We start from the raw sequence: 20,065 nt of genomic DNA, 5'->3' as shown, positions 1-20,065 counted from the left end.
ATGTGGAGGGGTTTTTGGGTAGTGAAGCGAATTATAAGTAAGTGAGGTGATGAAAAAATGACAGTAGAAGAAATCATGAACCAGCTGGAAGAAATGGGCTCAGAGCAAACGAAGAAAACCTTTATTAGGCATGGCGCAAAGGAACCATTTTTTGGCGTGAAGGTAGGTGACTTGAAGAAGCTGGTTAAGTTTGTGAAGAAGGATCAAGAGCTGATTCTCGCATTGTATGATACAGGAAACCATGATGCGATGTACCTCGCCGGACTTGCGGTGGATCCGAAAAAGCTGACACGAGAGCAGCTGGAACAGTGGGTAGATAAAGCGTATTGGTACATGCTTGCGGAGTATACTGCAGCCAATGCAGCGGCAGAAAGCCCGTTTGCGCTGGAGCTGGCGCACAAGTGGATGAATGATGACCGGGAGATGGTGGCTGCATGCGGCTGGAGCACCTATGCGGGCTATATGTCGATTACCGCGGACGAAGAACTGGACCTGGAGGAAATTCGAGGGTTGCTGATACGGGTGGAAGAGACTATCCTCGGGGAGCGAAATCGTGTTCGCTACGCCATGAACGGCTTTGTGATCATGGCCGGAAGTGCCGTAGCCGAACTGCATGACGAAGCCTTTGCCGTCGCAGACCGGATCGGCAAGGTTGATGTGAATGTCGGCAACACTGCCTGTAAAGTCCCGCTTGCTGCTGACTATATCTTAAAAGTGAAGAACCGCGGCAAGGTCGGCGTGAAAAAGAAGACCTGTATTTGCTAGTTTGGATGTTGATGGGGAAGGAGGTAGGGCTTTGTGATGTGAATAAATATGTCGAAATTAGTCGAAATGCATTGAGGTTAATCGGTTTGAGAATATTTGAACCAAATTTGAGAATAAAGTGATTTGTTTTGAGAATATATAAGATTTTTTGAGAATAAAAGCAGGTATTTTGAGAGTAAGTTAAATTTTGGAAGGTGTAGGACACCTATTTTCTATAAAATTAAGCAAAGGAATGATCAAATGATCGTTAAAAAGCGGCAACTACCGCTAATGATTCAAAAATTACAATCATTATTGCGCCGATTACCTAAAAATCACTCGAAAATCCCCTATATTGAAGAAAATCTCGCAAAAAAGATGGCCGGTTACAGAGGAGAATACTCCATAGACTATCCCCTTAGCTTTCTGGCCTCTAAGGACTACTCCATTCTTCATGATCTTCGCCTTCCACATAACGACTACTTCTTTCAGATCGATACCTTACTCATTTCACCCCGTTTCATACTCATATTAGAAGTGAAAAACATCGCAGGTAAACTATTTTTTGACCAGGGGTTCCATCAGTTGGTTCGCACGCTGAACGGAAAGGAAGAGGTTTTTCCCGATCCGGTCCTTCAAGTGAAACGGCATGAGACTCAGCTTAGTTCTTGGCTAAACAAACATAAAACCCCTGAAATTCCTATTAAATCTTTTGTAGTAATCAGCAATCCAAACTCCCAAATTGCAATTTCCCCCGAACATAAATATCTTCGTAAAACGATCCTTCATCGGGAAGCCCTCCCTCTTAAAGTCTCTGAATTAGATACTTTTCATGAGAATGTACTTACGGATAAACAGTTAAGGAAAATCATTCGTCTTCTATTAAAACAACACAGTGAGGCAAACTCCGATATCTTAGAGCAGTTTGATATAAGAAGACATGAATTACTAAAAGGAGTTATATGCATGGACTGTGGCCTCACACCAATGGAAAGAAGACATGGAAGCTGGTTTTGTGCAAACTGTTATTGTACCTGCAAAAAAGCGCATATTGATGCTCTTAAAGACTATTCCTGTCTGATTAGCCAGGCGATCACCAACCAGCAAGCAAGGGAGTTTCTTTGTATCTCTTCAATTCATTTAACCACTCGATTATTGCAATCAATATCCACACACCACGAAGGAAATCACAAATCCACCATCTACCACCTCCCCTCCAGCGACTAGCCCACTTTTTCATTTCACTTTTCCGCTCCAATGCCGTATACTCAGATACTAAAAGGCAAAGAAATGGAGATTGGGCAAATGAATGAACAGGCACGAAACACGAATAAAGCGAGACTGCTGATCAGCTGTGGAGACCAGCCGGGAATTGTGGCGGCGGTATCACAGTTTTTATATGGCCAGGGAGCAAATATTGTGGAATCCAACCAGCATTCCACGGACCCGGAAGCGGGAATGTTCTTTATGCGCGTGGAGTTTGAAATCGATAACCTGCACGAGCGGGCGGACGGGCTGAAACAAGCGTTTTCGAAAATCGCCTCCGAGTTTAACATGGACTGGCGGCTGTCACTGGCATCCAAACGAAAAAGGACAGCCATTTTTGTTTCAAAAGAACCGCACTGTCTGCTTGAACTTTTATGGGAATACCAAAACGGGGATTTGGATGCAGATATTTCGCTTGTCATCAGCAATCATGAAACTTCAAAAGGGTTGGTGGAGTCGCTAGGCATTCCGTTTTATTACATACCGGCGAACAAGGACATTCGCCAGGAAGTGGAGGAAAAACAGCTTCAGCTGCTGGCTGAGTATAACATTGAACTCATCATACTGGCGCGTTACATGCAGATCTTAACACCAAATTTTGTATCAAAACATCCTCACCGCATCATCAACATTCATCATTCCTTCCTGCCGGCTTTCATTGGGGCCAAGCCGTATGAAAGAGCCTATAACCGGGGTGTGAAGCTGATTGGGGCAACGTCTCATTATGTAACGAATGATCTCGATGAAGGTCCAATTATCGAGCAGGGAGTTGAGCGCGTTAGCCACCACCATAATGCGGAGGATCTGAAGAAAATTGGCCGTTCGATCGAACGAAGTGTACTGGCGCGTGCGGTAAACTGGCATCTGCAGGACCGTGTGCTCGTTCACGAAAACAAAACCATTGTTTTTAATTAATTCAAAAAGTTTTTTAAAATAGGACTTTTTTCGCAGATATTGTCAAACCATGACGAATGTACTAAAATGACCATTATTAGCAAAAAATAATCCTTGTATAGTATCAGTACAATCGAATTCGGTCTGATAGTCTCTACCTGGCAGCCGTTAAATGCCGGACTACAAGGAAGTATGAATACATCAATGGAATGGTCACTTATCTTTGTTGGGAAAAAAACCTTTTTTCTCATATGGATAGACCCATTGCCCTTGTTTTCATGCTTTCTGTCCGGTGGACGGTGAGCGGGAAATAAGGGCTTTTTATATACGGAAAAAAAGTGGGAGTGGTTGGTTTGTATTTTTTGATTAATCTGCTTGGCATCCTGGTTGTGGTTGGCGTTGTTTTTGCGTGTTCCCCAAACCGAAGAAATGTGAAATGGAAATCGATCGGCGTTTTGTTTGTTGTTGAGCTGCTGATTACGTGGTTTATGCTCGGAACGAAAATTGGTACGGCTATCATTGACCGGTTTGCGGCGTTTTTCTCCTGGCTCATTCAATGTGCAAATGACGGTACGGCGTTTGTTTTTCCATCCGTTATGGCGAACGAAAACGTTGATTTCTTCTTTAGTGCCTTGCTTCCTATTATTTTTGTTGTTACCTTTTTTGATATTCTTTCGTATTTCGGTATTTTAACGTGGATCATTGATAAGGTCGGCTGGGTCATTTCGAAAATTTCCGGTTTGCCAAAGCTTGAAAGTTTCTTCTCCATTCAGATGATGTTTCTCGGGAATACCGAAGCGCTTGCAGTTATCCGCCAGCAGCTGGTGGTGCTAAAACAACACAGGCTTTTGACGTTCGGTTTGATGAGTATGAGCAGTATCAGCGGCTCCATTATCGGTGCGTACTTAACGATGGTGCCGGCAACCTATGTGTTTGCGGCGATTCCGCTTAACTGTCTCAACGCGCTGTTGCTTGCTAGTATTTTGCACCCGGTGGATGTATCGAAAGAGGAGGACGTGGTTTACGTTCCGCCGAAGGAAGAAAAGAAAGATTTCTTCTCCACCATTTCAAACAGTATGCTTGTTGGTATTCGCATGGTCATTGTCATTCTCGCCATGGTCATTGGATATGTGGCATTAACGTCTGCGGTAAACGGCATTCTCGGCTTTTTCATCCATGGTCTTACGATTCAAAAAATCTTCTCATTCATCTTCAGTCCGTTTGCGTTCCTTCTGGGGCTTCCTAAACATGATGCCATGTACGTGGCGAAGTTAATGGGGATTAAACTGGCAACCAATGAATTCGTGGCCATGATGGATTTGAAAACACAATTGAAATCACTCCCGCCGCACACCGTTGCGGTTGCCACAACCTTCTTAACCTCATTTGCGAACTTTAGTACGGTCGGTATGATTTATGGAACGTACAACTCCATCCTCGGAGAAGAAAAGTCTGTGGTGATCGGTAAGAACGTTTGGAAACTGCTTGTGAGCGGAATGGCCGTATCACTATTGAGTGCGATGCTTGTTGGACTTTTTGTTTGGTAAAAAATAAGAAGACCTTTCGGAATTATTTTCCGGAAGGTCTTTTTTTTTCATTTTTTCACAAAAAATAATTTGACAATAAACAAACGGCATCATAATATGTTTGTAAATAACTAAACGATAATAGGAGTTGTTTGTTTAATGGTTATATCCGATCGTTTTTGGGAAGCGCCGCTTGAGGACCTGAAAAAGGGTTATCTCGAAGAAAAGGAACAGTTTGTTTGCCTGCTCTGCGGAAATGAGGTAGAGAAGGGCATTATTTATCCACAGGACAATATTCTGTATGAAGCAGAAAAATTCATGAATCTTCATATTCAAAACGAACACGCATCGGTTTTTGATTATCTTATCGGTCTTAATAAAAAGCTGACCGGACTTACGGATCACCAAAACCGGCTGCTGCGTCTTTTTTATGAAGGAAAAAGTGACACCGAAATCAAGAAGGAGATGGAAGTCGGAAGTACTTCGACCATCCGGAACCACCGGTTTGTTTTAAAGGAAAAAGAACGACAGGCGAAAATGCTGCTGACACTGATGGAACTGCTGAAAGAAAAGGATGAGCATGCGCCGTCACTGATCGCGCCTCACCAAACAGCTACCATGGTGGATGACCGGTACAATGTGACGAAAGAAGAGCAGGAGAAGATGCTTAAAAAGTATTTTATTGAGGGAAGCAAGTCATTAAAAACATTTCCGGCAAAAGAGAAGCAAAAGCTTGTGGTATTGCGTGAAATTTCAACCTTGTTTCATCCAAAAGAGACCTACTCCGAAAAGGATGTGAATGAGGTATTGAAAAGTGTTTATCACGATTTTGTCACGTTGCGAAGATATATGATCGAGTATGGGTTTCTGGATCGAAAACCGGATGGAAGTTCCTATTGGCTGAAAAAATAAGAGAAGGAAGGAAACAGTTTTGAACAGAAAGAAAGAATTAAAGCAGCAATATCTTGAAACAAAAATTGAAGCGGGTGTTTACGCCATAAAAAATACTGTGAATCATAAAGTGTTTGTGGGAAGCACCCGGAATTTAAAAACATTAAACGGTCGAAAGTTTGAGCTGGAGCAAGGTTCCAGTACGAACAGAGAGCTTCAGACTGACTGGAATTTCTACGGAAAAGATGCATTCCAATTCGAGGTGCTGGAAACGCTGGAGAAAAAAGAAACGGGTTACTTTAATGAAAAACGGGAACTTGAAGTACTGGAGGACAAATGGCTGCAAGAGCTGAAGCCATTTGGAAGCCGTGGCTATAATAAGGAGAAACCGCGATGAATGGAAATGAAGCGTTATTATTGCGAATCATTGGTACACCTGACAACATTATTCAGGTGAGCGCCCATTATGCCCGGATTCTTTTCTGGTCGCTCCCGGTTTTGTTTCTTTATTCGGTGTACACAACCTTCATGAGGGGAACCGGGGATTCCAAGACTCCGTTTTACTTTCTGGTTGTGAGTACGGTACTGAATATTGCTTTTATGCCGGTGTTTGTGTTTGGCTGGATGGGTTTCCCTGAGACGGGTGTTTACGGTGCGGCTTATTCATCGGTAGTTTCTACCGTTGTTGCCTTTATCGCGATGATTTTTTACTTGCGAAAAACCAGTCATCCGCTTCAGTTTGATTCCTCAATTGCCAGCAAACTGAAAATCAACAAGGAACTGCTGAAGCTGTTGCTAAAGCTGGGTATTCCATCCAGCATCAGCATGATCCTGCTGTCCATATCGGAGATTGCGGTTATTTCGTTCGTCAACCGGTATGGATCAGATGCGACTGCCGCTTACGGGGTCGTTAACCAGGTGGCAAGCTATGTACAGATGCCAGCCATCTCATTGAGTATCGCGGTATCTATTTTTGCGGCTCAATCGATTGGAGCCAACCAGATGGAACGGCTGAAACTGGTCATTCGGTCAGGACTGGTGCTCAACTACTTGCTTGGAGGAACCATCATTATCCTGATCTACCTTTTCTCCCGGCCGATTTTGAGTTTGTTCCTGACCAACGGGGAGACGGTGGATATCGCTCACAGTCTTTTGGTGATCACATTGTGGAGCTATGTGATTATGGGCCACTCCGCGATATTAAATGCCACAATGAGAGCGAGCGGTACTGTCCTGTGGCCAACGATATTGAGTATTCTGCCCATTTGGCTGGTTGAGGTTCCGCTTGCTTATTACCTCTCCCAATATACCAGTCTTGAAATCAGAGGAATCTGGGTCGGGTATCCCGCCGCCTTTATTGTTACGCTTGCCCTGCAGTATGCGTATTACCGGTTGTCATGGAAGAATAAACAGATTGTCCGTTTGATTGATTAGTCAAAAAACCGCTTTGGGTTGAAACCAAAGCGGTTTTCATTCGTAGTAGGTAAGGGAGTGCAAGCTTTCAGGAGGTTTGTTATGCAAAACTGGATTACCGATGTGATTGAACAATTCGGGTATATCGGCGTGTTCTTTATGATTGCCCTTGAAAATATTTTTCCGCCAATTCCGTCCGAAGTAATTCTCACGTTCGGAGGAATGATGACATCCTTTTCCAAGCTTACGGTGTGGGGTGTGATTCTGGCTTCCACGGCGGGTTCTGTATTTGGAGCAGCAGTGCTATTTAAAATCGGTACCTATCTCGATGTTCCGCGACTCGAACGAATCGTTGACCGATGGGGACATATTCTAAGGTTGAAAAAGGAAGACATTCATAAAGCGGACAGCTGGTTTGACCGGTTTGGCTATTGGGCGGTGTTCCTTTGCCGGCTCGTTCCCTTAATCAGAAGTTTGATTTCCATTCCGGCGGGGATGTCAGGCATGAGGTTCAGCCTTTTTCTGTTGTTCACAACGCTCGGCACATTGATTTGGAATACGATTCTGGTCTATGTCGGCGCCGCGTTTGGCCGAAACTGGGAGCAGGTGGTTCATTTTATGGACATCTATTCCAACGTGATGTATGCCTTGCTTGCTGCTGGACTGCTGCTCTTCTTGTTTTTATATGTAAAGAAGAGAAGAGGAAGATAAGAAAAAACAGGAGAAGATTCATGCTTCTCCTGATTCTTGTGCCATCATTTTCCTATAGGTGCTCCACCATCCTGGGTAAGAACCGTTTTTGAAGGGGTAAGAGGAAAAACACCGGACGCAGTCAGTACACCCAAAATAACAAATCCTACTCCAAACAGCTGTGGGTAAGTAACCGCTGCTCCTGTTATAGCAGAAATGATCATCGTCACAACTGGAACCAGGTTGAAAAATAAGGACGTTTTACCAGCTCCTATTTTTTGTATGCCTAGATTCCACCATAAATAACCGAGCACGGACGTACATAAAGCCATAAAGAGAATCGCTCCCCAGACATCTGGCGGAATAGAAGCGAATGGAGCAGAGGATTTTGAAAACACAGAGAGGGCAATCAAAGCAGCGGAACCAAACAGCAACGGGTAGGCAGTTGTCTCAAGAGAAGTGCTGCCTTTTACCCATTTTCGGCCTAGCACGCCATAGCTTGCCCAGCAAAGGTTGCCGCCGAGAATTATCAGATCCCCCTTGGAAAATGACAGGCTCATTAAGGTTACCAAGGAGCCCTGTGTAATCACCAGAGCAACACCGATGAAAGCAAACACAATACCAGTAATACGTTGTATGGTCAGTTTTTCTTTCAGAAGAACCTTGGCCAATAGTGACGTTAAAATAGGATTGGTACCCATGATGAGTGCTCCATTGATTGGAGTTGTATATTTCAGGCCGGTAAAAAACAAGGCATTAAAACCGAACACCCCAATGATGCCAAGTGCGATATAGGGCAGAAGGTTCCTGGAAAGGGTTGACTTCTTCATCCCCTCTTTAAAAGCAAGAATCAGGAAAAGAACGATCGTGGCAATGCCAAAGCGCCAGGCAGCTGCGGAGGCAGGCGAAAAAAAACTTACAGCATATTTCCCAAGATTGAATGTGGCTCCGGTAAATACTGCAAAACCGAATAGAAGAATATAGACTCTTTGATTTTTCATCTCTTCGCATCCTCTTCCAATAATGTGTAATATGTTTGCAGTTTTTCCTTGGTGATCATCATGATGCCTTCCAGTTCCCGCTTTTTCTCTTCCATGTTTCTCAGATGCTTTTCCAGGATGTTTACTCTTTTCGTCAGAACAGGGACGGCCTTGTAATCCGGGTCTTCCTCCCGACTGTCCCAGATGCACCCATCCTGCACGAATTCTTTCATTTCTTCCAAGGGCATCCCGGTATCCTTCAGGGTTTTTAAAAACATGATGAATGCCATATCTTTTTTCGAATATAAGCGCTTATGGCCATTCTGCCTTTCGGGTTCTGGAAGTAATCCCAGCTTTTCATAGTAACGCAGTGTATGGGCACTGATGCCCGTATTTATTGCCGCTTCACCGATCGTATACATAATAAATCATCCCTTTCTTTTTTAATCAAGATTACAACTTAGAGTCAGCTTTAAGTCAATGGTAATTTGGAAAATAAGCAAACCGTCTATGGGATTTTTATTTTCAGGTACATATATATTTTTGCTCCATTCACCGTAAGATAGCACATAAGGTTTGTTACAATAAGAAAGAAAAACAAATCACAGACAAAGAAGGGGTCTGGCAAAATGAGTAAATTAGTAAAGATGAAAACGGTGCTTGTTACGGGGTATGCAAAAGCGCCACAGGGAAGTTCCATGTTTGAACTATACAAAACTTCCGGCATTGTTATGGAAATTGACACAGAGACCAATTTGATTGTGAATGCTGAATTTACCTTTGTTACAGAACTGGCAAGGGACTTCTTGAGAAGAGTGATCGTTGGTTATGATCTTTCTCAGGGGATTGACGGTTTGGTTCAGAGAATAGAAGATTATTATTATACTCCATCCACCAATTCAGTCATTATGGCGGTAAAAGCGGCGTACAAAAGATATATGGAAAAGATGAGACAGTCGCAAACAACTCATTGAAACCGTTTGCAGTTCTTGCTATAATAAACAATAATTTAAGAGTATACGATTGGAAAGTGTCTTCTTAATGGTGAAACACACCCATTTCACAGTAATTAGGAAAGCCCCGCTATCCATAGCAGTAGGGAATCGTGTCAGACTTCTTATGCCTATGGTTTAGTGTGGGCTTTTTTTGGTGCTCTTTGGAAAGGAGATGGATATTTAAATATTAAGTATTCAAAATTTTCTATACTAGTGACATAATAGATTTGAAGGAAAAGTTTTATCGTGACGAGTTTAGAAAACGCTTTACTAAATTATGAAAAGGGGACTGGAGATGAAAAGTGAAGCAAGTGCAGGCACGGAACTCAACCCTACGTCTATGAAAAACGCGGGAGCTCCGCCACAGACATGGGGCCAAAAACTGAAAATGATCGGTCCGGGCTTTGTTGTGGCGGCTACCGGTGTGGGAACAGCTGATATGATCACAGCTATCGTTATCGGAACATCGTTCGGGATGACCTTTGTTTGGGCGATTATTGTAGGGGCCATTTTAAAATACTTTTTGAATGAAGGAGTAGGCCGCTGGTATTTGGCCACCGGACAGACGATCTTGCAAGGGTGGCATTCACTGGGAAGATGGGCAACGGGTTATTTCGGTGTTTATTCTGTCATCTGGGGATACATATATGGTGCTGCCGCAGCCTTAACATGCGGTCTTGGCATGCATGCGATGTTTCCCATCATGCCGGTTTGGGCTTGGGCGGTTGTTCATTCGTTAGTGGGCTTTGCCCTCGTTTGGACAGGGCGTTACCTTTTGTTTGAACGGATCATGACCGTATTGATTGGTGTGATGTTTATTACGATTATCGGGACTGCCCTTCTCTTTTTGCCAAGCTTGGGAGAATTTGCGGGTGGTATTGTTCCTAAAGTTCCAGATGGGTCCTTCGTACTTGCGCTCGGTTTGATTGGCGGAGTAGGCGGAACCATCACCATGGCATCCTATGGGTACTGGCTGAAGGAAAAAGGATGGAACGGCAAGGGCTGGATCTCTATTATGAGACTGGATGCCAAAGCCGCTTACGCCATGACTGGACTTTTTTCCATGGCCGCTCTGATTATTGGAGCCAAATTTTTATATGGTACAGATGTGGAACTTCGTGGAGACCAGGGGCTGATCAACCTTGCCCAAATGCTGGGTGAAGAATTTGGGACCCCATTGAGATGGCTGTTCCTGGTTGCCTTCTGGTCCGCTGCCTTTACCTCACTTCTTGGTGTATGGAACGGTGTGCCTTATCTGTTTGCTGATTTTATTAAAACGATTCGTCTGAAAAAAGGAGAAGTTAAATCTGTAAAGCCGGTCTCAGAAAAAGAGCCGATGTATCGTCTTTACCTTGCATGGCTCACATTTCCTCCGATGCTGATCTTTTTCTTCGGAAAACCGGTGGAACTGATTATTCTGTATGGAGCCCTTGGCGCGTTGTTCATGCCGTTTTTGGCCATATCACTTGTGGTTCTCCTGAATTCGAAACGGGTCGAGGCGGAATATCGTAACAAGTGGCTCGCTAATGCTGTACTTATTGGCAGTGTATTGATGTTTGTTTTTCTTGGGATCCATGAGCTGCTAAATATCTTTAAATAATCCTCAAGGAAGGGCCTGTTCAAAGGGACAGGCTCTTTTTGTATGGAATAAAGGACTTTTGGTAAAATAGAGCCAATTAACTATAGAAGAAAGTAAGATTATGATAAAAGGATGTGAACAGCAGGTACGATCTGCTGAATGAAAATGATAATAAAAATTGTAATTGCGGATGATAATTCATTTATACGGGAGGGCATGAAAATCATCTTAAGCACGTATGGAGATTTTGAGGTGCTCGCGACGCTTAATGATGGACAGGAGGCAGTGGACTATTGCAAGTGGAACAAAGTGGATATCGCTTTGCTTGACGTTCGGATGCCGAACATGAACGGAGTGGAGGCAACAAAGCTGATTGCGGAGCAGACGGCGACAAAGCCGGTAATCCTCACAACCTTTGATGATGATGAATACATATTTGATGCCATTAAAAACGGGGCAAAAGGGTATCTATTAAAAAATACTGAGCCCGAGCGGATCAGAGAGGCCATAAAAAGTGTTTATCATGGCCATACGGTGATGCAGGATGTGGTGCTGGATAAATTAAAATTAAATATGGACGGAAGCAAAAAAGATGAGCACAAGATTGATGCCAGCTTGTTTACAGAGCGTGAAATGGGCATCATGGCACTGATCGCCAAAGGATACTCCAATAAATCCATCGCCAAGCAGCTCTTCATATCGGAAGGTACGGTTGCCAACCATATCACGTCTATTCTGGGCAAAACCGGACTGGAGCATCGGACACAGATTGCCATCTATTATTTAACCGGGTCTGTTGGGTAGGGGCGAAATAAATGGAACTATGGATCATTTACACCAAGCTGGTCGTTGTGCTTTTTCTTGCGGTCAGCTATGCCCACGCCAATGTGGATAACCTGCCGAACATCGTTTTTTGCCTTCTTCTGTATATCAGCATGAATAGTATCATGTATGTATTCAGCAAGGAAAGAATCAGACAAGGGATTCTGCTGGGGTCGGTCATCCTCATCTGTCTGTCCTTTTACGATGTGAACCCGCTGTTGATTCTGCTGCTGCCCATCAATTTTTATGAGTTGGCATCTCCTTTTATTAAAGTGAAGCCAGCCCTTTTGACACTGGGATTGATTCCGGTTTTTTACTTGCCGGAAGCAGAATATCTTTATGGCCTGGTGTCCGCTTTTAGCTTCGTGTCGTTTACGATGGCTACCCGCTATTCGGAAAAAATGATGATGTATGAAGATAAGCTCGATAAAATGAGGCATGATATACAGCGTCTTACGGCCAGTCTCAATGAGAATCAGGAATTCATTAAACAGTCGGAATACACCAACCGCCTGGAGGAAAGAAACCGGATCTCCCAGCAAATTCATGACAGCATCGGACACTCCATGACCGGAGCACTGATTCAGATGGAAGCGGCGAAAAGTCTGCTCAGCCTGGATACGGAAAAAGCAAAGGAGCTTATGCAAAACGCCATTTCCATTTCCAAACAAGGCATTGAAGATATACGGATCACTTTAAAGAACATGAAACCTCCAACAGAACAGATGGGAGTACAACGGTTGAAGCTGATTCTCGAAGAGTTTTCTGTCAAACACCGGATCAAGGTTCCTTTTGTCTATAAAGGCAATATAGATATGATCACACCGATCCAGTGGAAGATTATCACAGAAAATGTTACTGAGGCATTGACGAACGCATTAAAATATAGCAGAGCAACGGAGATTTCCATTGAAATTCATGTACTCAACCGGATGGTCAAAGCAGAGGTTAAAGATAATGGAAAAGGTGCCCAAAAGGTTGTAAAAGGCCTTGGCATCATGGGGATGGAAGAGAGGACCGCATCAGTGAACGGAACCGTCATTGTTGATGGGACGAACGGATTTTCCGTTACGACCCTTCTTCCCATGGGCTAAAGGAAGGTACTCATGGAAAGAACATGAGAATTCTCATATGAAAAGAGTGAACTAATGCACTGCGTTGGTTCGCTCTTTTTCCGTATACTGACACTATAAAGAATAACACGAGGTGAGATGGATGAACGTTTTGGAAATTAATAATCTTACAAAAAAATTCGGTGACTTCATCGCTGTAGACAATATGTCCCTAACGATTAAAGAAGGAGAAATCTTCGGCTTTCTTGGTTCGAACGGAGCCGGGAAAAGTACCACAATCAATATGATTGCAGGGTTGCTGAGGAGCAACGAAGGAGAAATCAAAATTCTTGGCAAGAACATTGCAAGCCAAAGCAAGTTTGCCAAAAGAAACATCGGCATCGTTCCACAGGATTTGGCCATTTACGAAGATTTGACAGCCTATGAGAATGTCCGCTTTTTTGCCGGGCTTTATGGCCTCAGAGGTACAGAACTGAAAGACCGGGTAGAGGAGGCGCTAAAGTTCGTTGGCTTGCTGGATAAACAGAAGAGCTTGCCGAAAAACTTTTCCGGCGGCATGAAGAGAAGGCTTAACATCGCATGTGCCATTGCCCATAAGCCCAAACTCATTATCATGGATGAACCGACAGTCGGCATTGATCCGCAGTCGAGGAATTATATCCTGAATTCGGTTAGGCAATTGAACGAGATGGGATGCACCGTTATCTACACGAGCCATTACATGGAGGAAGTTGAAGAGATCTGTACGAGAATTGCCATCGTGGATCACGGCAAAGTCATCGCAGAAGGTACGAAAGAACAGTTGAAAGCCATCATCACGGATACGAAAGACATCTGGGTCGATGTAAAATCCAACGAAAACCTGGAAGAAAATGCGATTAAAGAAATTAACGGGGTAAATACCGTTCAAGTCGAAGAAAACGTCGTTAAAATCAACTCCCAGGCCGAGGTAAGCAACCTGAATAAAATCATCCAGTATTTTATCAACCGCAACATCGAAATCCGTTCCCTCGAGGAGAAAGCACCCAACCTCGAAACCGTCTTCCTCACCCTAACCGGAAGAAACTTGAGGGATTAAGGAGTTTTGGCGATAGCCAAAATCTCCTACCATTAACAAATGGCAAAGCCAAAAGTTCCTACCATTAAAAATGGCGATAGCCAAAATCTCCTACCATTAACAAATGGCAAAGCCAAAAGTTCCTACCATTAAAAATGGCGATAGCCAAAATCTCCTACCATTAACAAATGGCAAAGCCAAAAGTTCCTACCATTAAAAACAGCGCTAGCCAAAAGTTTTTACCTTATTGAGCCTAACAGAGAAGCTCAATTTGTTTGTAGCTTCATTAGGGTTGATTTGAAGTGAAGGTGCGAGACTCCGACGGGAGATGCGTGCCATGTGAGACCAGTGAGGCGCTTGCGCCAAAGGGCTCAGCGCACGCCCCGCGAAGGTAGGCGTTTACGCCGGTAAAAGCGAGCAAGCTGAAACGAAAATCAACCCAATCCCAAAGCAACAAAGCTTACGAAAAACCAGCTTTACCAAAAAAACTTAAGGAGGTCCTCCCCTGTGAACGTGTTAAACATTGCACTTCTGCAGTTGAAAATCAGCATCAGGGATAAACGAACAATTATCTTCATGCTGGCGTTTCCTATCGTCATGATGCTGGTTCTTGGATCAGCGTTATCGAATGCGTTTGATAACCAAGTAAAAATAGATAAAATGAAGGTCCTTTATAAAGAAACCGACAACACGAGCATAGCACCCTATTTTGAACAATTCACGAAAGCGGCCAAAAAGGAAAATATTCATTTTTATAAAGCCTCGGATACAACCGATGGTAAAAAGGCAGTAAGGCAAAACCACTATGATGCCTATGTAGAGGTTTCCACTAAGGGAATGAATTTCTACGGCAGTGAACGGAACAGCATCGAGAGCAGCATTGTTCAGGGCATGCTGACTGCTTTTGCGGATAAGTATAATCTAGTGAGCCAGGTGGCCAAAGTGAAGCCCGATCAGACACAGGCGGTGCTGGCGAGCGGAACCTCACATGATTATGTAAAGGAAACATCTTTGAACGCCAAAAAAGCACCAGGTTCGATGGATTATTATGCGGTGGCGGTAACCACAATGATTGCCCTATATGGAGCGATTGGAGCAACCTTCCTGCTCAGAGGGGAAAGAACCCGAAATACAGCAGTGCGCCTTGCCGTTGCACCGATCAACAAAGCTGAAATCTTTCTGGGTAAAATCATCGGAAGCATTGTGCTAAACCTGTTGTCTCTTTTATTGATCGTTGCTGTAAGTTCATTCTTGTTTAAAGCGAACTGGGGAGATCATCTCGGTTTCGTTATCATCATTCTGCTGTCAGAAGTTTTCCTTGCTGTCAGCTTCGGCCTTGGCATCAGCTACATGGTGAAAACCGGTGAGGCTGCAAGAACGCTCATTCTGATTATTCTTCAGCTTGCCTCATTCTTTGGGGGTGCGTATTTCAAAATTGAAGGCGCAGACGGGATGATGAAGTTCATCATGAACCTTTCCCCGATTACATGGGCGAATACAGCCATAACCAAAATTATTTATAACAATGATCTCGCTGCCTCTCTTCAAGTTATTGGTTTAAACCTGGGTATTGCGATTGTCTTTTTAAGCATTGCCATCGTCTCGTTTAAAAGAAGGGAAGGGTTTTAAATGAAAGAAGCTCTTTGGCTCATCTCAAATTCGTTGAGATCTATCGTAAAAAACAAAAAACGATTATTTACCTACCTGTTTGTTCCGCTGATTGGTATTCTTATCGGGATCGCCGCTTACGGGAACACAGGCCCGACTACGATGTATGCAGGTGTCGTTAATCATGACAATGGAAAAATAGCAAAAGATACTGTGAAATTCATCAGCGGAATCAATCATGTCAAGGTCTCTAACATCGATTCTTCAAAAGTAAACGACCAGATTGCATCTGGAAAACTGGATTGTGTAATCATCCTGGATTCAGGCTTTTCAAAAAGTGTGATGAATGGAAACCCGGACCATATCGAGATGGTTTCGATTAAAGGTGCCTCTATCACAGGCTTTGTAAAATCCTATGTGAACAATTATCTGTCCAATGTGGCTTCCTTGAGCAAAGCGGCAGGAGGAGATCACACCGCATTCCAAAAAATGTACGATCAGTACAAAGATTCAAGCTTTAAGGTTAACGCTCAATCATTAAAGGACACGTCCAAAAATAATGACATTACAGGCCAGACGATCGGCTTCCTCATCATGATTATGCTCTCCAGTGCAGGCGGATTATCAGAGATTATCATTCGTGAAAAGGAAAACAGAACGTATTTACGCTTAATGTCATCGCCAATCAACAGCCGGATCTATGTCTTTTCCAATGTGGTTGTGAACATGATTATCATGACTGTGCAAATTTTAATTACACTCACAGTGATGACAAAGATATTTCACATTTCTCCAGGTGTTCCATTCTGGACGATGGTTGGAGTACTATTGATCTTCGCACTTGCCGGAGTAGGATTATCGCTTGTTATTACTTCCTTTGCGTCCACTACCGCTTCCTCAGGAGCGATGCAAAACCTGATCATGACGCCAACATGCCTTTTGGCAGGCTGCTTCTGGCCGGTGGAAATCATGCCAAAGACCATGCAAAAAATTGCGGAATTCCTCCCGCAGAGATGGCTGCTTGATACCATCACCCAGCTGCAAAAAGGGCATTCGCTCAGCAGCCTTTCCATGAATATTTCCATTCTATTCGCCTTTGCGTTGGCATTCTTCATGATCGCCATTTACAAATTCAGCCGCGGAAACAACGTAAGAAACTTTATTTAATAGTAAATCTCCTTTGGTTATCCAAAGGGGATTTTGCGTTATGGCTTTAATACGACTTTAATACATTCATCCTGATGATCGTTGAAGGTTTTATAAGCCGCGCTTGCCTGGTCGAGCGGTACGCGGTGAGTGATAATTTCTGTTGGATCAAACTCTTTGTTGGCAATTTTATCAAAAAGCATCGGCATGTAATGAATCACAGGGGCCTGCCCCATTTTCAGGGTGACGTTCCGTTCAAAGATATTTCCGAGCGGAAACATATTATACATGGATCCGTAAACACCGGTCATCTGGATGATGCCGAATTTCTTTACAGCTCTGATGGCGATCTGTATAGCACTCAGTGTCCCGCCCTGAAGCTTTAACTTTTGCTCGATAGCTTCCACGGCTGACTTTTTGCCATCCATCCCGACACAGTCGATGACAACATCTGCTCCCCCATGGGTAATTTCGTGAATATGGGCGCCCATATCATCAAACTGATCAAAGTTGAAGGCTTCTACATTGTTCATCTTGACGGCATGGTTCAAACGGTAAGGGAGATTGTCCACAGCGATGACCCGCTTGGCACCTTTCATCCAGGCGAATTTTTGGGTCATCAGACCAATAGGACCACAGCCGAGGACAACAACCGTATCTCCTTCTTTTACCCCGGCGTTTTCTACGCTCCAGTAGGCAGTAGGAAGAACATCTGACATGAAGAGGACGGCCTCGTCTTCGAGTTCAGCAGATTCCGGAATGACAAACGGCATAAAGTTCCCATATGGGACGCGCAGGTACTCAGCCTGTCCGCCGTTGTAGTCCCCATAGCGCTCGGTAAATCCGAAGTATCCGCCTGTATCAAATTCAGGATTTCGGTTTGAATTATCACATTGGCTTTCCATCTCATGCTGGCAATAATAACAGTGGCCGCATGAAATGTTAAATGGTAAAACAACACGGTCCCCTTTTTTCACACGGGTAACATCAGGCCCGACTTCTTCCACGATGCCCATTGGTTCATGTCCAATCACATAATCCTTTTGCGCAGGAAGAGCTCCCTGATAAATGTGCAAATCCGATCCACAGATGGCAGTGGAGGTAATGCGTACAATAATATCTTCTTTTTCCTGCAGTCTGGGATCTTTTACATTTTTTACTTCGATCTCTTTTGCTCCCTGGAACGTAACGGCCTTCATAATCAACCTCCTAAATATGGTATAAAATTCTATACCCTTTGTGAGATTTTTTTATCCATCATTTACTTAAACGTTAAAAAAAGCAGCTCTCGCAAGGAGAAGCTGCTTTCGTCAGTCATTTATGGATTGGTTGACCACATGCCTGCATTTTTGATGAAAATACGCGGATTTAATTTAAGTTGGGAAACCATGAACTCTGCCATGTCTTCCGGCTGCATGACTTTTTCAGGATTGCCGTCCGTCAGGTTGGTTTCAATCGCCAGGTCTGTTGCGACAGTACTTGGTGTAAGGGCACTGACCCGGATATTGTGTTTTCTTACTTCGAGCATGAGAGATTCTGTTAATCCAAGAACTGCAAATTTGGAGGCGCTGTAAGCACTCGTTACCGGTGCTCCTTTTTGTCCTGCAGAGGATGAAATGTTAATGATGTCGCCCGCTTTTCGTTCAATCATTTCCGGCAGGACCGCTCGGGTGACATTGTAGACACCCATAACATTCACGTCTATGATGTTTTTCCACTCTTCTGGCGAAAGCTCGAGAAATCCGCCAAATTTGGCGACCCCGGCATTGTTGATTAAAATATCAATTTGATTTAAATCAGAAGTAAGGGTTTCTACCGCTTTTACAACTGCATCATAGTCGGTGACATCAGCTTCAGCGACAGATACTTTTACTCCATATTCCTTCAGTTCTGCTGCCGTTTTTTCCAGGTTGGCAAGGGTCCTTCCCAGAAGACCGACATGAATGCCTTCTTTCGCAAAAGCGATAGCTGTAGCCCGGCCAATACCCCGTCCTGCCCCGGTGATGAGCGCCGTTTTTCCCTTTAATGTCTGCATAAATATTCCTCCTTTATGTACTCGGGAAGGACCGCTAAAAGCAGTCCAATCCCTGTAAATCTTATTCTACTCCAGATTGGCATGACGGCCGAACATGGTGTCGGTATCAAGCCCTTTTCTTTCCATAAAACGCAGAATCACCGCATCGAAAAACAACAGCAGTGTTTGTTCGAATAAGGATCCCATCGGTTGAATGGTTTTATACTCGTTATCCGATTGGTCCTTTGGAGAGCCTGGCAGTTTCACGCAGGCATCTGCCATTTTTCCCAGCGTTGAGTCAGGGAAAATGGTAACGGCCATTACTTTTCCACCAATGCTTTTGGCTTTTTCCGCCATCGTGATCAAGCTTTTCGTTTCCCCAGAGCCTGAGGCGAAAATGATAAGGTCATTTTCGGTAAAGTTGGGAGTCACCGTTTCACCGATTACATAGGAATCAAGCCCCATATGCATCATCCGCATAACGAAGGATTTTCCCATCAATCCGCTTCGGCCGGCTCCTGCAACAAAGATCTTTTTGGCAAGGAGAATTTCATCCACAAGCTTTTCTGCTTCTTGATCTGAAATTAAGTCGGCAGCTCTGCTTAATTCCTTCACAATTTCCGAATAATAATGTGAAGCTTTCATAGTTAATTCCTTAGTGTTGCTTGATTAATTCTTGGATTTTAGCTGCAGTTTCTTTTTTGTCATCTTGTCCGGTAATACCACCGCCGACAATGACAAGATCAGGCTGTGCTGCCACAACTTCAGATAAGGTTTCAAGTTTGATGCCGCCAGCAACAGCTGTCTTTGCGTTTTTAACCACGCGTTTGATGGCTTTCAAGTCTTCAAACGAATTTTTTCCTGCCGCCTGTAAATCATAACCGGTATGAACACAAATATAATCAACACCAAGATTATCGAGTTCTTTCGCGCGTGTTTCAATGTCTTTAACAGCGATCATATCAACAAGGATTTTTTTGTTTTGTTTTTTGGCTTCTTCCACAGCACCCTGGATGGATGCATCTTCAGCAGCGCCAAGAATCGTAATAATGTCTGCACCGGCTTCGGAAGCTTTCATTACTTCGTATCCTGCAGCATCCATGATCTTCAGGTCAGCCAGGACCTTCAAATTCGGGAATGCTTCTTTCATCGCTTTAACGGCTCCAAGGCCTTCATTAATAACAACCGGAGTACCGATCTCCACGATATCAATGTGATCTTCTACTTCTTTCACCAATTCGATGGCTTCTTCTGTATTGACAAGGTCTATCGCTAGTTGTAATTCCATTGTTAGTTCTCCTCCTGTGATGTCTTATCTAGGTTGATGCAACCTATAATATTTCCTTAAACGATAATTGTCATTCGTA

At 43.7% G+C, this 20,065-nt stretch carries 20 protein-coding genes, 1 pseudogene and 1 riboswitch; of the genes and pseudogenes, 15 read left to right on the top strand and 6 right to left on the bottom strand.

What is annotated here, in order from left to right; all coding sequences use genetic code 11:
• Positions 1-57 precede the first annotated feature (57 nt).
• From QNH15_RS20845 to QNH15_RS20810, 8 genes and pseudogenes are all read left to right on the top strand, one after another.
• Positions 58-765 (top strand): DNA alkylation repair protein, encoded by a 708-nt coding sequence (locus tag QNH15_RS20845; protein ID WP_283890227.1) that lies wholly within the window; start codon positions 58-60, stop codon positions 763-765.
• Positions 766-1,005: 240 nt separating this feature from the next.
• Positions 1,006-1,971, top strand: coding sequence for a nuclease-related domain-containing protein (locus QNH15_RS20840; RefSeq protein WP_283890225.1), 966 nt, complete (start codon positions 1,006-1,008; stop codon positions 1,969-1,971).
• A gap of 78 nt (positions 1,972-2,049) precedes the next feature.
• Complete coding sequence (gene purU / locus QNH15_RS20835) at positions 2,050-2,925, top strand: formyltetrahydrofolate deformylase (RefSeq protein WP_283890224.1); 876 nt, start codon at positions 2,050-2,052, stop codon at positions 2,923-2,925.
• Positions 2,926-2,998: 73 nt separating this feature from the next.
• Positions 2,999-3,107, top strand: a riboswitch (purine riboswitch).
• A 150-nt stretch (positions 3,108-3,257) separates the two neighbouring features.
• Entirely contained in the window at positions 3,258-4,451 is a 1,194-nt protein-coding gene (locus tag QNH15_RS20830; protein WP_061972044.1) for a nucleoside transporter C-terminal domain-containing protein, read from the top strand.
• A 138-nt stretch (positions 4,452-4,589) separates the two neighbouring features.
• Complete coding sequence (locus tag QNH15_RS20825) at positions 4,590-5,342, top strand: DUF2087 domain-containing protein (RefSeq protein WP_283890221.1); 753 nt, start codon at positions 4,590-4,592, stop codon at positions 5,340-5,342.
• 19 nt (positions 5,343-5,361) lie between these two features.
• Positions 5,362-5,718, top strand: coding sequence for a GIY-YIG nuclease family protein (locus QNH15_RS20820; protein ID WP_283890219.1), 357 nt, complete (start codon positions 5,362-5,364; stop codon positions 5,716-5,718).
• 17 nt (positions 5,719-5,735) lie between these two features.
• Positions 5,736-6,755 (top strand): annotated as a pseudogene (locus tag QNH15_RS20815) (MATE family efflux transporter); the annotation flags it as partial.
• Positions 6,756-6,836: 81 nt separating this feature from the next.
• On the top strand, positions 6,837-7,445 hold the full coding sequence (locus QNH15_RS20810; protein WP_283890218.1) for a DedA family protein: 609 nt from the start codon (positions 6,837-6,839) through the stop codon (positions 7,443-7,445).
• A 44-nt stretch (positions 7,446-7,489) separates the two neighbouring features.
• Here QNH15_RS20810 and QNH15_RS20805 read toward each other — a convergent pair whose 3' ends face one another.
• Together QNH15_RS20805 and QNH15_RS20800 are read right to left on the bottom strand one after the other, a co-directional pair.
• On the bottom strand, positions 7,490-8,425 hold the full coding sequence (locus tag QNH15_RS20805; RefSeq protein WP_283890217.1) for a DMT family transporter: 936 nt from the start codon (positions 8,423-8,425) through the stop codon (positions 7,490-7,492).
• Positions 8,422-8,826: a MerR family transcriptional regulator gene (locus QNH15_RS20800; RefSeq protein ID WP_283890216.1), complete on the bottom strand. Its 405-nt coding sequence runs from the start codon at positions 8,824-8,826 to the stop codon at positions 8,422-8,424. Before QNH15_RS20800 ends, QNH15_RS20805 begins: the two co-directional genes overlap by 4 nt.
• 207 nt (positions 8,827-9,033) lie before the next feature.
• On the opposite strand from QNH15_RS20800, the gene QNH15_RS20795 reads away from it, so the two are divergent.
• The 7 genes from QNH15_RS20795 (at position 9,034) to QNH15_RS20765 (ending at position 16,705) form a co-directional block, all read left to right on the top strand.
• Complete coding sequence (locus QNH15_RS20795) at positions 9,034-9,378, top strand: DUF3870 domain-containing protein (RefSeq protein WP_283890215.1); 345 nt, start codon at positions 9,034-9,036, stop codon at positions 9,376-9,378.
• A 316-nt stretch (positions 9,379-9,694) separates the two neighbouring features.
• Positions 9,695-10,999, top strand: a complete 1,305-nt coding sequence (locus QNH15_RS20790) for an Nramp family divalent metal transporter (RefSeq protein WP_347343359.1) — start codon at positions 9,695-9,697, stop codon at positions 10,997-10,999.
• Positions 11,000-11,143: 144 nt separating this feature from the next.
• A complete protein-coding gene (locus QNH15_RS20785) occupies positions 11,144-11,782 on the top strand; it encodes a response regulator transcription factor (protein ID WP_283895684.1) in 639 nt (212 codons plus the stop codon).
• A gap of 11 nt (positions 11,783-11,793) precedes the next feature.
• Positions 11,794-12,894 (top strand): sensor histidine kinase, encoded by a 1,101-nt coding sequence (locus QNH15_RS20780; RefSeq protein ID WP_283890214.1) that lies wholly within the window; start codon positions 11,794-11,796, stop codon positions 12,892-12,894.
• A gap of 121 nt (positions 12,895-13,015) precedes the next feature.
• Complete coding sequence (locus QNH15_RS20775; RefSeq protein ID WP_283890213.1) at positions 13,016-13,951, top strand: ABC transporter ATP-binding protein; 936 nt, start codon at positions 13,016-13,018, stop codon at positions 13,949-13,951.
• Between the two features lie 486 nt (positions 13,952-14,437).
• Positions 14,438-15,559, top strand: a complete 1,122-nt coding sequence (locus QNH15_RS20770) for an ABC transporter permease (RefSeq protein ID WP_283890212.1) — start codon at positions 14,438-14,440, stop codon at positions 15,557-15,559.
• Positions 15,560-16,705 carry an ABC transporter permease gene (locus QNH15_RS20765; protein ID WP_283890211.1) on the top strand — a complete coding sequence of 382 codons (1,146 nt, stop codon included), beginning with the start codon at positions 15,560-15,562 and terminating at the stop codon, positions 16,703-16,705. It begins immediately after the preceding gene.
• 38 nt (positions 16,706-16,743) lie between these two features.
• On the opposite strand, the gene QNH15_RS20760 is transcribed toward QNH15_RS20765, so the two are convergent.
• From QNH15_RS20760 to hxlA, 4 genes are all read right to left on the bottom strand, one after another.
• Entirely contained in the window at positions 16,744-17,883 is a 1,140-nt protein-coding gene (locus QNH15_RS20760; RefSeq protein ID WP_283890209.1) for a zinc-dependent alcohol dehydrogenase, read from the bottom strand.
• 119 nt (positions 17,884-18,002) lie between these two features.
• Entirely contained in the window at positions 18,003-18,719 is a 717-nt protein-coding gene (locus QNH15_RS20755; protein ID WP_283890207.1) for a 3-ketoacyl-ACP reductase, read from the bottom strand.
• A gap of 66 nt (positions 18,720-18,785) precedes the next feature.
• Positions 18,786-19,343: a 6-phospho-3-hexuloisomerase gene (gene hxlB / locus QNH15_RS20750; RefSeq protein ID WP_061972056.1), complete on the bottom strand. Its 558-nt coding sequence runs from the start codon at positions 19,341-19,343 to the stop codon at positions 18,786-18,788.
• A gap of 10 nt (positions 19,344-19,353) precedes the next feature.
• On the bottom strand, positions 19,354-19,986 hold the full coding sequence (hxlA, locus tag QNH15_RS20745; protein WP_283890205.1) for a 3-hexulose-6-phosphate synthase: 633 nt from the start codon (positions 19,984-19,986) through the stop codon (positions 19,354-19,356).
• Between the last annotated feature and the right edge of the window lie 79 nt (positions 19,987-20,065).

The organism is Fictibacillus enclensis (assembly GCF_030123385.1).
Taxonomy (GTDB): Bacteria; Bacillota; Bacilli; order Bacillales; family Fictibacillaceae; genus Fictibacillus_C; species Fictibacillus_C enclensis.
Note: the sequence above shows the minus strand (reverse complement) of the source record. Positions and strands in the feature narration are given on the sequence as shown.